This window comes from Lysinibacillus sphaericus OT4b.31 (assembly GCF_000392615.1).
GTDB classification, from domain to species: Bacteria; Bacillota; Bacilli; order Bacillales_A; family Planococcaceae; genus Lysinibacillus; species Lysinibacillus sphaericus_B.
In genome coordinates, this window is record NZ_KB933398.1 from 592,027 (window position 1) to 605,537 (window position 13,511).

Sequence of the window (13,511 nt, forward strand, 5' to 3'; positions counted from 1 at the left end):
TGGCAAAGAGGTCACACCCGTTCCCATACCGAACACGGAAGTTAAGCTCTTTAGCGCCGATGGTAGTTGGGGGCTTCCCCCTGTGAGAGTAGGACGTCGCTAGGCACACATAAAGCCTGAGAATTTATTCTCAGGCTTTTATTATATTACGAATGACAGCTGCTCTCTAATGAATGAAAGTTCATAGGGCAGCTGTTTTTATATTATATTTTAAAATTCAAGGGCATTGCGAAGGTTATTGATATAAGATTGGCTGACCGGCAATTCACATCCATCCGTTAACGTGACAATAAAATTTGAAGTAAGATCACGGGACATTTTTTTTATAAAATAAATATTAACAATATAGGATCTATGAATGCGAATAAAGAATGATGGTAGTCGCATCTGTAAATCTTTCAATGTGATGCTTGTTTTAAACTGTTCTCCCTCTAGATAAAACCACGTTTTTTTCTGAAGACTTTCAATGTGGGAAATTTTACCTATTGCAACAGGGTACCAATCCTCATTCTGTTTGCCAGTTAAAAATTGATAAGGTTCTAATTTTTGTACAGAGAAGGTTGAAGGGAGCACTACTACAAGTGCTGCTGGAACATCTTGAATATAAATCGGATAACCTATCCCGTAGTAAGGCGTATCAAAAAGAGAATTGTCTAAGATGGCATCTGTTCGTATTTTTGTGTGTAATACCTTCTCTGCAATGCTGCCAGATTGAACTTGCTGTCCTACCTCCAAAAGAAGACTTTGATGACCAGAATGAAAATAGATATAAGTATTTTGAACAGCAATAGCGATGGAAGAATTGGATGGAATCCAGTCTTTTAACATCGTAATATACTGTTGTGAAATATCTTTTGCTGATAAGTTGTACTCACTCTTCATTGAGAATAACCCCCTTGTTTGTAAACAGTTTACCAAATTTCGTCGCTGAAAAATGAGGTTTCATCATAAAAATTTGGCCTTTTATCTAAAAATAGTGAAAATTCAGATGTTCTGTTATATATTAATTTACAACAAATAAACCTGTTATGGAACAGATGCTTAAAAGTTTTTTAACAGAGTATATTTTACACAAAGGGGAAGGTGGAATTTTAATATGTCAACACGTCAAGAAAAAATCCAAACTTTAGAGAAAAAATGGGCAGAAAACCCACGTTGGGCAGGCATTGAACGCGCATATACGGCTGAAGAAGTAGTTAAATTACAAGGCTCTGTTGTACTTGAACAAACTCTAGCAACTAAAGGTGCTGCACGACTTTGGAACTCTTTACATGAGGAACCATTCATAAATGCATTGGGTGCCTTAACTGGTAATCAAGCGGTTCAACAAGTTAAAGCGGGATTACAAGCAATCTATTTATCAGGTTGGCAAGTGGCTGCTGACGCTAACCTTTCTGGTCAAATGTACCCTGACCAATCATTATACCCAGCAAACTCTGTACCAGCAGTAGTAAAACGCATTAACCAAGCGTTACAACGTGCTGATCAAATTGACCATGCTGAAGGTCGCGTAGATAATTTCGATTGGTTCGCGCCAATCGTAGCGGATGCTGAAGCTGGGTTTGGTGGTCCTTTAAATGTATTTGAGCTTGTAAAAGGGATGATTGAAGCAGGAGCAGCTGGTGTTCACTTAGAAGACCAATTAGCCTCTGAGAAAAAATGTGGTCATCTAGGCGGTAAAGTATTACTACCGACACAAAACGCTGTTCGTAACTTAATTGCTGCACGTCTTGCAACAGACGTAATGGGTGTTGATACGATTTTAATCGCACGTACGGATGCTGATGCTGCTGATATGGTAACTTCTGATATAGATCCACGTGATGCTGAATTTATCACTGGCGAACGTACACCTGAAGGTTTCTTCCGTACAAAACCAGGTATTAAACAAGCGATTGCACGCGGTTTAGCTTATGCGCCATATGCAGATTTAATCTGGTGCGAAACTTCTAAGCCATCTCTTGAGGAAGCACGTGAATTTGCAACAGCAATCCATGCTGAGTTCCCAGGTAAAATGCTTGCTTACAACTGTTCACCTTCTTTCAATTGGAAAGCTAATCTTTCAGAAGAAGAAATTGCTGAATACCAACGCGAACTTGGAAAACTAGGATATAAATTCCAATTCGTTACATTAGCTGGCTTCCATGCTTTAAACCACTCTATGTTCGAGCTTGCACATGACTATAAAGATAACGGTATGGCTGCATATTCTAAGCTTCAACAAGCTGAATTTGCTTCTGAATCAAAAGGCTATACAGCTACTCGTCACCAACGTGAAGTGGGTACTGGTTACTTTGATGACGTATCACAAGTTATTTCAGGTGGCACATCTTCTACAACTGCAATGGCCGGTTCTACAGAAACAGAACAGTTCGTATAAGATAGTTAAGTACATCGGTTCCTAAATTCATAATCATAGCTCAGTCTCCTCCGCCCCTCCTAAGCGGGGGAGGACTGCACTTAAAATCGCAAAGGTGGGGGAAACTACGAATGGAACAAGCAACTACAGGTAAGCTTAAAATTGTTGGGGAACAAAATGAGCAAACAAAAGAAATTTTGACACCGGAAGCCCTTGAGTTTGTTCTTGCCCTACATGAAAAATTTGATGTTCGTCGTAATGAACTTTTAGAGGCTCGCCAAGAACGTCAAAAACGCCTTGATGCTGGTGAAAAACTCGACTTCTTATCAGAGACAAAGGCAATTCGTGAGGGAGATTGGACAATTGCACCACTTCCAGCTGATTTACAGGATCGCCGTGTAGAAATTACAGGGCCTGTTGACCGTAAAATGGTTATCAATGCGTTAAACTCTAGTGCAAGAATGTTTATGGCTTGCTTTGAAGATGCATCCGCTCCTACATGGGAAAACATGATTGGCGGTCAAATTAATATGCGTGATGCTATTAATAAGACAATTGAATTTACACAAGAGTCAAATGGTAAAACGTATAAATTAAACAAAGAAACAGCCGTATTATTAGTACGTCCACGTGGACTTCATTTACTTGAAAAGAATGTGCAAGTAGACGGTGAACCGATATCTGGTAGCTTCTTTGACTTCGGTCTATATCTATTCCATAATGCAAAAAACGCACTGACAAAAGGTACAGGTCCATACTTTTACCTTCCGAAGCTTGAAAGTCATTTAGAGGCTCGCTTATGGAATGATGTATTCATCTTTGCTCAACAATATATCGACATTCCGCAAGGTACGATTAAGGCAACCGTTTTAATCGAAACCATTTTAGCTGCATTTGAAATGGATGAAATTTTATATGAGTTACGTGAACATTCAGCTGGTCTGAACTGTGGGCGATGGGATTATATCTTCAGCTATATCAAACGTCTGCGCAATCAACCTGATGTAATTTTACCTGATCGTGGCCAAGTAACGATGACGGTACCATTTATGAAGGCTTATACTTCTTTATGTATTCAAACATGTCACAAACGCAACGCACCTGCGATGGGTGGAATGGCAGCGCAAATACCGGTTAAAGGTGATGACGAAGCGAATGCAGTAGCATTTGCAAAGGTTGCTGAAGATAAACGTCGTGAAGTAACAGATGGCCATGATGGCACGTGGGTAGCGCATCCAGGCATGGTTGCAACAGCAATGGAGCAGTTTGATGCGATTATGAAAACACCAAACCAAATCGATAAAAAACGTGAGGATGTAAGCGTGACTGCTGAAGATTTAGTATCCGTTCCAGAAGGTACAATTACAATTGAAGGTCTTCGTATGAACTGTAGTGTTGGGGTTCAGTATATTGCTTCTTGGTTACGTGGTAACGGTGCTGCACCAATTAATAACCTGATGGAGGATGCTGCGACAGCAGAAATTTCCCGTACACAAGTATGGCAATGGATTCGTCATCCAAAAGGTATTTTAAATGATGGTCGTGGTATTACACTAGCATTTGTGCTAGAAATCTTGGAAGAGGAGCTTGTGAAAATTACAGAGGCTGTTGGGAAGCAGGCTTATAACAGTGGTCGCTATGATGAAGCTGCTGAACTGTTTAAATCTTTAATTGAGCAAGATGAATTCGTGGAATTCCTGACACTTCCAGGCTATGAAAGATTAACTTAATTGATGTGAATCTACTAACGAACATGTTCAACCTTAATACAGTGGGCTGAACTCGAATGCAGTCCACTTTCCACTGATGTAACGACCGAGGTTGTTACATCGTTCCTTACGAAAGAAAATGAGCATAGTTTCAATAAAAGGGGTCTACTTATAAATTATAAGTAAAGAGATTTAACAAGGGGTGAAAGATGTCTTGTGAGCTTAGATGGGAGGCTCTCAGGGCATTTTTTGTATATTTGGAAGGATTATGTTGTGTATGAAAGAATACATTTAGAGGATGGGCAAGTATAACACAAGGGGGAAAAGAAATGCGTAATAAAGAAATGTTACTAGTTCCTGGACCAACACCAGTAGTTGATGAAATTTACGATGCATTAGCAAGTGAAACAAGAGGGCATACCGATCCACGTTTCGTAAATATTTATAAAAATGCGTTAGAACAAACTAAAAAACTGTTACAGACAGACGGTGAGGTTTTTGTAATAGCTGGCTCTGGTACACTGGCGATGGAGATGGCAATTGTCAATACAGTGGGTAGAGGCGAAAATCTACTGGTAATAAGTCATGGTTACTTTGGTGATCGTTTTACGCCACTAGCAACTGCATATGGTATCAATGTTGAGGTGATTCAGGCTGAATGGGGGAAACAAGTAGAAGTATCAGTCATTCAGAAAAAATTAACAGTGGGCAATTTTAAGGCTGTGACGATTACACATGCAGATACATCTACAGGTGTCTTATCAGATTTAGATGCATTAGTGCCAGTCATTAAAAAGACCGGTGCACTTGTAATTCTGGACGGTGTGGTCGCAACAGCGGCTCTTGATGAAAATATGAGCAAGGAATACGGACACCCTGATTACAAATTAGACGTAGTGTTAACAGGTTCACAAAAGGCTATCGGTGTACCGCCTGGTTTAGCAATAATTGCCTTCAATCAATCGGCTTTAAAGGCACGAGAAGCATTAGGTACAATCCCTGCGTACTACAGTGATATCACAAATTGGATTGCGGTAATGAATGATCCGGGTAAATATTTTGCAACACCGCCTGTAAATTTAATTTATGCGTATGATGTGGCGATGAACATTATCTTAGATGAAGGTATCACGAAGCGGGAGGCTCGTCATATTGCATATGGCCGTGCAGTGCGAGCTGCATTATCTATGTATGGTATGATCGCACTTGCAGAAGAAGCAGTTGCTGCGCCAACGCTGAGTTGCATGTTGTATCCAGAAGGGGTAGAGGATGTAAGATTCCGTGCAAAGTTAGCGGAAAAAGGTGTGATCGTAGCGGGCTCATTAGCACATTTAGCTGGAAAAGCATTCCGCATCGGGCATATGGGGAATACTACGCCAGTGATGCTTGAAGAAGCAGTTAAGCTAATCGGTGAAGCGTTAAATGAGGTAGGTAAAGCAGTAGATGTAGAAGCTGCTATTTTACGCTTAAAAGAGGAATTAGCTGTAACTATCAAATAGTTAAAGAAAGCTGTGTCCAATTAATTGTGACACAGCTTTCTTTTAATAAAGGTATTAAACGTTTTCGCTACTGTGACTCATCAAAAGAAAAGTGGATGTCTAGGCTATCATGCAATTTTACCGTAGTAAGCTATCTAACAATACTTATCACAAAGCCATCATATCCTTTATTACCAACTGTTTGTATGGCTGTAGATTCGATACGAGGTTCTTTTTCTAATAAATCCATAAATTGACGTACACCTTGTACGCGTTCATCTTCACTTTTTTCGTCAATTACTTCTCCGTTTCGAACGACATTATCCCCGATTATAAGTGCCCCGTTATTCGCTAATGCTAATGCCCATTTCAAGTAATGAGGATTATTGGGCTTATCAGCATCAATAAAAATTAAATCAAATAATAGGCCTTTATCTTTTAGGGTAGGCAAGGTATCTAATGCTCTACCTACGAGGACTTCTACTTTGTTTGCGCAACCTGCATTTTGTATATTTTGTTTAGCTATTTTTGCATACTTTGGTTCAATTTCAAGCGTATATACTTTACCTGTTTCAGGGAGGGCACGTGCAAACCATATGCTACTATAGCCACCAAGAGTGCCTATTTCTAGAATATTTTTAGCTCCCTTAATTTTAGCCAATAGATATAGAAATTTACCTTGTGTTGGTGAAACATCTATTTCTGGAATACCAGCTTCTTTATTTGTTTGTAATACTCCCTCTAGTGTTTTATCAGAAGGTATTAGTTTATCAATAAAATATTCATCTACATCTTTCCAAACGTTGTTCAACATCATAGTATCCTCTTTTCTATTGTGTTTTGTACTTGCAACAAAAGTGTATGATAGAATGAATCATAATAAAAATATATTATTATTATTCATTCATAACATTTAGTTATGAGTAGAGGTGAAATCATGAATTTACATGGCTTAAAATTGTTTTATCAGGTAGCGATTACAGGAAGTTTTACAAAAGCAGCTGAACTGCTATGTATTAGCCAACCGGCTGTTTCTAGCCAAATTAAAAAATTTGAAAATGAACTTGGCATTCCTTTATTTAAGCAACACGGGCGAGGCGTTGTGTTAACTGAATTCGGTGAAGCATTAGCTGAAAAAGCATATAATCTTGTTGCGCTTGAAGAGCATATTGAATCATTCATTGAGGATTATCGGCTAGCCAAGGCAGGCACAATCCATCTTGTCGCCACGTATTTACCTGCGAATTTTTTAATTCCTCAATGGGCAGCCACATTTAAAGGTGCAAATGAGGATGTTAATTTAATCATTACGACTACTAATACGAAGGATGCTTTTGAACAACTCATGTATTATAAAGCTGATATTGCAATTTATGGAGGCGGCGTATCAGAAAGACCAGAGGAAGTAACATGGGAAGAATTATTTGAAGATGAACTTTGGTTTGTTGTATCACCAGACCATCATTATGCCAATCAGGACATTACATTAGCTGATATGGTTAGAGAACCATTTATTATGCGTGAAGAAGGAAGTTCGATGAGAGAACACCTTTTTTCGTTATGCCAAACATATCAAGTAAAACCCCCGAAAATATCCTTGCAATTTAATGGAATGAATGAAACCATTCGTTCAGTAATGGCTGGCTATGGCGCAAATTTCATTTCATCGCTTGCTGTTCGTGAGTATGTAGATAGTGGTCAATTGGCGAGAGTTTATGTTCAAAATGTAGATAGTAAACATAAAATTGCAATATGTACAAGAAAGGATGAAAAACAAAGCGTACTTGTACAAAAATTTATAGAGATTATTAAAAATTCTCTATGAACTTTTATACCGCTAAGGGGAGCAATAAGTCAAAAGGATGTCATTTAGCTTGGCGTGTTATTGCTTTCATTTGGTCGTAAAACCATATATATCAACAGTCTTTTCCAATGCATTTACGCGGGTTGTTTGTTATATTATTTATATAACAAAGATGGAGCTGATAAGAGTGTTAATTCAAATAGAGCCACAGTCGGATGTGCCAATTTATGAGCAGGTAACACGACAAATTATCGAAGGGATTGCTAGAGGAGATATGAAGCCAGGAGATACATTGCCATCGGTACGTAATCTAGCGTCCGACTTGGGTGTAAATATGCATACAGTCAATAAAAGCTATCATGAGCTAGAGGCGAAAGGTATTTTAACGATTCGTGCTAAATCGGGGGCAATTATTCGTTCAGCAGAGGAGCGTACGGTTACACCTGAGCAATTACAGCAAATTGAAAAAAACTTGAAGCCTCTTGTGGCGGAAGGAATGGTGCTAGGCGCCACCGTAGACCAAATTGAGTTTATGATGAAAAAGGTCTTTGCGGATTTACAAATGCCGGCAGAAGGAGTGTAGCAAGATGCTACTAGCTGTTTTTACAATTTCGTATATCATAACATTGGCTTTGCAAGTGTTTATTCCGTATATAGTACAAGAGACAATTGTATTCGGTGTAACGGTACCTGAACAACATGTAAAGCATCCAGCATTAGGTATTGTGAAAAAGCGTTATGCCCAAATAGTAGGGGTTGCTGGAGCAGTATTGTTAGTTATTATGCTCGTTGTAAATTGGATGTTTGCGCCTTCTGAAATCGCACAAGGTGCCCTTCTACTTGGAATTTTATATGGGATGCTTGCTGTGAGTATGGTGCTATACTGGTTGAATCACCTGAAGATTACTAAATTGAAAAAAGAAGAGCAATGGGGAATGAATATAAAGCAAGTGCGTGCAGTGGATTTAACTGCACGTAGTCGTGATGAAATGCTCCCTTGGCCATTCTATGCGGTTCCTATAGGGGTAACTGTATTTTTAATGATATTCACAGTGCTGCATTATGAACAAATACCAAACGATATCGCTGTGCATTGGGGCCCTACTGGAGAGGCAGATACATGGAAAGAGAAAACGTATTTTACTGCGATTTCTCTACCGCTAATTATGCTGATGCTGCAATGTATGATGTGGGGCATTGCAGATTCTGTTAACCGTTCAGCGATAAAATTATCTGTTAATCGCCCAGAGGAGTCTTTAGAAGATCAGTTAAAAACACGAAAATACATGAGCTGGAACATTGTGCTATTAAGTTATACCCTTACTACATTGTTGACGGTATTACAACTAAGTAATATCTATCCTTCGATGGCTGAAGGGAAAATTTTATTACCAGTGTTTATCGCATTTTTGGCACTAGTGCTAGGTTCACTACTTGTTTACGTATGGAAGAAACGTCAGTTGAGGTTAAGTTATGTAGACAATGTAGTGTCAGAAGTGATGGATGTTGATGAGGATCGTTATTGGAAGGGGGGACTGGTTTATATGAATTCCCAGGATCCCTCTGTTTTTGTAGAGAAGCGCTTTGGTGTCGGCTGGACAATGAATTTGGCGAACCCAAGGGGCTATATCGTCATTGTATTACCATTAGTTATATTGCTGTTGATTTCTATAATTTCATTATAAAATGAATGGGTCATTACACTAGGTAGTGGCCCTTTTTGAATGGAGGTAAGAATGAGTGAAGATTTTAGTTGTGGATGATGATGTGCATATTTTACAGTTAATCAATATTTATTTAACACGTGAAGGCTATCAGGTATTACAGGCAGAAAATGGTGAACAGGCGTTACAATTGCTTGAATGCGACTTGCCTGATTTGGCTGTAATTGATGTAATGATGCCAGGTATGGATGGTTTTACACTAACGGAAACACTGAGTCAGGATTATGATATTCCAGTGTTGTTATTAACGGCAAAGGGCGAACTAGAAGACAAAGAACGTGGGTTTTTAGCGGGTTCAGATGACTATGTTGTCAAACCATTTGAACCAAAAGAGCTATTATTTCGCATAGCGGCCATTTTACGTAGACTCGATAAGAAGAATCAGGTGACGGTGCAGGTTGGAAAATTGTTAATTGATCGCAGAAGCTTTGAGGTTGCTATTGGCGAGGACACACTTATTTTGCCTCTAAAGGAATTTGAATTATTAGCACTGCTAGCGTCACGCCCGAATCAGGTATTTACGCGCAGTATGATAATGGAACAAGTTTGGGGCTATGATTATGAAGGAAACGAACAAACGTTAAATACACATGTGAAGCGGGTTCGTGAGCGATTACATCGGTATGATACAGATGTGGAGATTACAACTGTACGTGGCGTAGGCTATAAGCTAGAGGTAATAGCATGAATAAAACGTTATATAGCAAGTTTGTTGTCACGACCATACTTATCATGATTGGTAGCTTGTGTATCGGTTTTTTAATAACAAACACTTACTATCATCAAGTGACCAAGGAACAAAATGATACAAAAAATGTTGACATTGCGACAAATATTGCGGAATATATCCAGTCTGCTAACCCTGTAGATTTAGATAATTATTTAACAACACTCGGAGAGATTGGCTATCAAATTTATGTCACAACCGGCGAGGAAGGTCATTTTTACGGCGGTGAATATCGAGAAAAAACTTTATCAACTAGTGTTATTCAACAGGTATTAGACGGAGGAATTTATCACGGTATGCGTGATTTTCCGAAGGAGACATTTGTGACAGGTTTTTTTGCCAATGAACTAATTAACACAATCGGGGTGCCTTTTACGTATGAAAATGAGCAATATGCATTGTTCATCCGACCGGATATTCGCCTGTTGTTCTCGGAGGTGCATACAATTCTAGGTGGATTAATTCTTGTCATGGCAGTCCTAAGCTTGCTAGCCATGCTACTATTTGCCAAGGCATTAATTCGCCCTATTACACAGTTAACAGAGGCAACGCATCAGCTCGCACATGAGAAGTTTGATACGCTGCTAGAAATAGACCGTGCGGATGAGATTGGGCAACTGGCAGACAGCTTTAATGTGATGACCGAGAAATTACAGGAAAATGATCGAATTCGTAAAGAATTTATTAGCAATGTATCTCATGATTTTCAATCACCTTTATTAAATATTCAAGGCTACGTAGATTTGCTGAAAAATCCACTGCTTTCAGAAAAGGAAAAACAAGAATACGCTACGATTATCGAGCTGGAAACGAAACGACTTTCGACATTAACGAAACAATTACTCTTGCTGACATCCCTGGACCAATCGACAAGATTATTAAAGCGTGAACCGTATCGTGTGGACGAGCAGTTGAAGGATACGGTGCGTAAATATCGTTGGCAGCTAGAGGAGGCAAGTGTGCAGTTAACGTATCAGCTAGATGCTGTTATGTATGAAGGTGATGCGGGGCTTTTACAAAATGTATGGGATAATTTACTAACAAATGCCATTAAATACAATGTTGAGAGTGGCGAAATCCATATTCATATGCAAGAACATGCAACTTTTGTCGAAGTCTTAATACAGGATAGTGGCATTGGTATGACAGCAGAACAATTGGAGAAGGTATATGACCGTTTTTATCGTGCGGATGAATCAAGAACAAAACAGGGAACCGGCCTAGGTTTAGCCATTGTTAAGCAAATTGCTGAGTTGCACGGTGGGGAGGTTCAGATGGAGAGTACTCTAAATTCGGGAACTAAGGTTCGAATCCGCCTACCGAAATTGTCATGAGGAGTTCATGTAAAGTTCATATTCACTCGGTAGACTTCTAAGTAAGTGAAAAAACTTAGGAGGAATGATTGTATGGAACAAAAATGGAGTTTACGCCTTATCCGACTGGCTGCAATTTTTGCATTATTAGGAACGTACTTAGGTTCACATATGTCAGGATCAGGTAGTTATGAGTATCGACCAATTCATGCACACATTTTACTTGTTGGATGGTTAAGTATGTTTGCTTGGGGAATTTTCTACCGTGCTTTCAAAGTGAAATCTAAAAAATTAGTAGCAGCACACGGTTGGAGTGCAATTTTGGGTGTCTTTGGTTTAACTTTGGGGATGTGGTTCTACAATATTAATCCGTTTAATTTTAGCAATACATTTACAATGGTCTTCTTTATTGTTGGTGGGACAACTTTATTAATTAGCTTTGCATTATTTATTGTTGTGACATTTATGATAAATCAAAAAGAAGAAATGAAACATTCTTGTTAATTTGGAAGTGAATGATACCTGAATAGTGGAAACTGAACTGCCCTCTGTCTAGTTGACAGGGGGCAGTTTAAACATTAAAAAAGTGCCTATATCAAAGATGAAAAATGGAGGCGTATTCAAGAGGGTGATGAATGTGAAAAAGATGACTCCGGCAGCATATTCAGCATACCCAAGTCATCTTATCGCCGCTTCATTGTCTTATACGGCCTCTTTTATTTTTTTGCAGTAAATCGTTCCTGTCACACCAACTAGAATGATAAAGGTACCAATAATATGATACAGTTCGATAGTTTCATTCAGGAAGAAGACGCCCGCTATTATTGAAATTAAGGTGGCTAAATTATTGAAAACGCTCATCTTAGCCGCCTCTATATGCGATAGTGCATAGTTTGAAAAGAATGACGTAGCTAGAGACGAAAAGGCACCTAAGGAAATGATGGCAACGATGAAAGTCGGGTTTGAAAATGGTGCTATGAATTCAGGCATTGTTCTTGTCATTGCATGATTACTAACAGCTGTCACATTGAAAAATATGAAGCCGAAGAATGTCATGACATAGGTTACTGTGAAAAACGAATACTGTTTTACGAGTTTTCGTGCAAGAACGGTATTACACGCACCAGTTAAAGCTGAAAGAAGAATAAGGATAATTCCTTTCAGGTTTTGGGCGTTTATAGCTGCTCCATTCATCATGAAAATGTAGATGACACCAGAAACCGATAATAGCACCGATACTTTTTGCAAAGGGGTTGTATATTCTTTCAAAAACAGCGACGCTAAAAGCAATGTGAAAATCGGAACAGTCGCTTGAATGATACCAGCTTCCGATGAGGATGTATAGACCAGGCCGAAAGTTTGAAATATGAAAAATAAAATTGGATAAATCAAAGCTAGCGGAAGAATTCTCCATACAATCATTTTAGATAAATTTAAGCGAACTTGTTTCAAACCAATCAATGTACTGGCAATGATGAAAGCAATGGTAAAACGGTGAGCCAACGTATCAATCGGAGTGGCCACATTAAGGCTCAGTTTTGTAAACATGAACGAAAAGCCTACAATTAGTGCATATAAGGTTGCTGCGAAATAAGCTTTCGTAATGGTTGTCATTAGAGGCAGACTCCAATTCTGTTATTATGGAAATTAGTTGAACACTATAATGCGTCCTGCATCTGCTATAAATTCTTTTTCGCCAGGTGCTGCTTCAATACTTCCAAATGGCATTTGGCCAGTTAATTTCCATATATCAGGAATTTTCCATTCATCTTTCACTGCCTGATCGATGAGTGGATTATAGTGCTGCAGTGAAGCACCGAGTCCTTCTTGAGCTAAAGCAGTCCATACAGAATGTTGCGCGATTCCAGTTGCTTGTTCAGACCAGATAGGAAATTGATCTGCATATAAAGAAAATTGATCTTGAAACTGCTTGATGATATCTTGATCCTCGAAGAATAAAATAGAAGCGAATCCAGCGCTAAAAGTTGCTAATTTTTCTTCTGTTGCTGTGAAACGTTCTACGGGTACAATAGCGCGTAATTTCTCTTCGACAATGGCCCATAATTTCATATGGTGTTCATTAAATAAAACGACTGCTCTTGAAGTTTGTGAGTTGAAAGCACTTGGGCTATGCTTGATGGCATCTGTAATTGTATTTAGTAACGCTTCCTCAGTCTGTTCAACATTTTTACCGATGACGTAAATTGAACGTCGTTTTTCCATCATTTCAATATAATTATTTTTCATATTTGAAGACCCCTTTTCGAATGAATGATTTGTCCTTTAATTTTACTGCTTTATCCCGCATAAACGGTCAGTAAGGTGCCCACCACAAGTTGAAAGATGGCACCGAGTGAAGGAAGTGTTCGATCACCTGACCGTAAAAGCCCCATTGGT

Annotated in this window: 13 protein-coding genes and 1 rRNA gene; 10 read left to right on the forward strand and 4 right to left on the reverse strand. The window is 38.9% G+C overall.

Going from position 1 to position 13,511, the window contains the following annotated elements; all coding sequences use genetic code 11:
- A 5S ribosomal RNA gene (rrf, locus tag H131_RS02820) occupies positions 1–105 on the forward strand.
- A 105-nt stretch (positions 106–210) separates the two neighbouring features.
- Here the strand turns inward: rrf and H131_RS02825 are convergent.
- Complete coding sequence (locus tag H131_RS02825) at positions 211–882, reverse strand: LytTR family DNA-binding domain-containing protein (RefSeq protein WP_010857536.1); 672 nt, start codon at positions 880–882, stop codon at positions 211–213.
- A gap of 214 nt (positions 883–1,096) precedes the next feature.
- Between H131_RS02825 and aceA the strand changes: the two genes are divergently transcribed.
- The 3 genes from aceA to H131_RS02840 all read left to right on the forward strand — a co-directional run bounded on the left by aceA (position 1,097) and on the right by H131_RS02840 (position 5,567).
- On the forward strand, positions 1,097–2,380 hold the full coding sequence (gene aceA, locus H131_RS02830) for an isocitrate lyase (protein ID WP_010857537.1): 1,284 nt from the start codon (positions 1,097–1,099) through the stop codon (positions 2,378–2,380).
- Between the two features lie 110 nt (positions 2,381–2,490).
- On the forward strand, positions 2,491–4,089 hold the full coding sequence (aceB, locus tag H131_RS02835; protein WP_010857538.1) for a malate synthase A: 1,599 nt from the start codon (positions 2,491–2,493) through the stop codon (positions 4,087–4,089).
- A gap of 308 nt (positions 4,090–4,397) precedes the next feature.
- Positions 4,398–5,567, forward strand: a complete 1,170-nt coding sequence (locus H131_RS02840; protein ID WP_010857539.1) for a pyridoxal-phosphate-dependent aminotransferase family protein — start codon at positions 4,398–4,400, stop codon at positions 5,565–5,567.
- Between the two features lie 130 nt (positions 5,568–5,697).
- On the opposite strand, the gene H131_RS02845 is transcribed toward H131_RS02840, so the two are convergent.
- On the reverse strand, positions 5,698–6,360 hold the full coding sequence (locus tag H131_RS02845; RefSeq protein WP_010857540.1) for an O-methyltransferase: 663 nt from the start codon (positions 6,358–6,360) through the stop codon (positions 5,698–5,700).
- 123 nt (positions 6,361–6,483) lie between these two features.
- On the opposite strand from H131_RS02845, the gene H131_RS02850 reads away from it, so the two are divergent.
- The 6 genes from H131_RS02850 (at position 6,484) to H131_RS02875 (ending at position 11,618) form a co-directional block, all read left to right on the forward strand.
- Complete coding sequence (locus tag H131_RS02850) at positions 6,484–7,371, forward strand: LysR family transcriptional regulator (protein WP_010857541.1); 888 nt, start codon at positions 6,484–6,486, stop codon at positions 7,369–7,371.
- Between the two features lie 166 nt (positions 7,372–7,537).
- On the forward strand, positions 7,538–7,933 hold the full coding sequence (locus tag H131_RS02855) for a GntR family transcriptional regulator (RefSeq protein WP_010857542.1): 396 nt from the start codon (positions 7,538–7,540) through the stop codon (positions 7,931–7,933).
- A 4-nt stretch (positions 7,934–7,937) separates the two neighbouring features.
- Positions 7,938–9,035 carry a DUF1648 domain-containing protein gene (locus H131_RS02860; RefSeq protein WP_010857543.1) on the forward strand — a complete coding sequence of 366 codons (1,098 nt, stop codon included), beginning with the start codon at positions 7,938–7,940 and terminating at the stop codon, positions 9,033–9,035.
- 55 nt (positions 9,036–9,090) lie between these two features.
- Positions 9,091–9,762: a response regulator transcription factor gene (locus tag H131_RS02865; RefSeq protein WP_010857544.1), complete on the forward strand. Its 672-nt coding sequence runs from the start codon at positions 9,091–9,093 to the stop codon at positions 9,760–9,762.
- Positions 9,759–11,135: a HAMP domain-containing sensor histidine kinase gene (locus H131_RS02870; RefSeq protein ID WP_010857545.1), complete on the forward strand. Its 1,377-nt coding sequence runs from the start codon at positions 9,759–9,761 to the stop codon at positions 11,133–11,135. The genes H131_RS02865 and H131_RS02870 overlap by 4 nt, the downstream gene beginning before the upstream one ends.
- Positions 11,136–11,207: 72 nt before the next feature.
- Complete coding sequence (locus H131_RS02875; protein WP_010857546.1) at positions 11,208–11,618, forward strand: hypothetical protein; 411 nt, start codon at positions 11,208–11,210, stop codon at positions 11,616–11,618.
- 198 nt (positions 11,619–11,816) lie between these two features.
- Here H131_RS02875 and H131_RS02880 read toward each other — a convergent pair whose 3' ends face one another.
- The gene (locus H131_RS02880) at positions 11,817–12,728 is read right to left on the reverse strand and encodes a DMT family transporter (protein ID WP_010857547.1); all 912 of its coding nucleotides are present in this window, start codon (positions 12,726–12,728) and stop codon (positions 11,817–11,819) included.
- A 33-nt stretch (positions 12,729–12,761) separates the two neighbouring features.
- Positions 12,762–13,361: a nitroreductase family protein gene (locus H131_RS02885; RefSeq protein ID WP_010857548.1), complete on the reverse strand. Its 600-nt coding sequence runs from the start codon at positions 13,359–13,361 to the stop codon at positions 12,762–12,764.
- Positions 13,362–13,511 lie beyond the last annotated feature (150 nt).

What these genes read in the sequence shown, in the direction of transcription:
- H131_RS02825 (WP_010857536.1), bottom strand. Translation starts at nt 882, where the DNA reads ATGAAGAGTGAGTACAACTTATCAGCAAAAGATATTTCACAACAGTAT.
- aceA (WP_010857537.1), top strand. Translation starts at nt 1,097, where the DNA reads ATGTCAACACGTCAAGAAAAAATCCAAACTTTAGAGAAAAAATGGGCA.
- aceB (WP_010857538.1), top strand. Translation starts at nt 2,491, where the DNA reads ATGGAACAAGCAACTACAGGTAAGCTTAAAATTGTTGGGGAACAAAAT.
- H131_RS02840 (WP_010857539.1), top strand. Translation starts at nt 4,398, where the DNA reads ATGCGTAATAAAGAAATGTTACTAGTTCCTGGACCAACACCAGTAGTT.
- H131_RS02845 (WP_010857540.1), bottom strand. Translation starts at nt 6,360, where the DNA reads ATGTTGAACAACGTTTGGAAAGATGTAGATGAATATTTTATTGATAAA.
- H131_RS02850 (WP_010857541.1), top strand. Translation starts at nt 6,484, where the DNA reads ATGAATTTACATGGCTTAAAATTGTTTTATCAGGTAGCGATTACAGGA.
- H131_RS02860 (WP_010857543.1), top strand. Translation starts at nt 7,938, where the DNA reads ATGCTACTAGCTGTTTTTACAATTTCGTATATCATAACATTGGCTTTG.
- H131_RS02870 (WP_010857545.1), top strand. Translation starts at nt 9,759, where the DNA reads ATGAATAAAACGTTATATAGCAAGTTTGTTGTCACGACCATACTTATC.
- H131_RS02875 (WP_010857546.1), top strand. Translation starts at nt 11,208, where the DNA reads ATGGAACAAAAATGGAGTTTACGCCTTATCCGACTGGCTGCAATTTTT.
- H131_RS02880 (WP_010857547.1), bottom strand. Translation starts at nt 12,728, where the DNA reads ATGACAACCATTACGAAAGCTTATTTCGCAGCAACCTTATATGCACTA.
- H131_RS02885 (WP_010857548.1), bottom strand. Translation starts at nt 13,361, where the DNA reads ATGAAAAATAATTATATTGAAATGATGGAAAAACGACGTTCAATTTAC.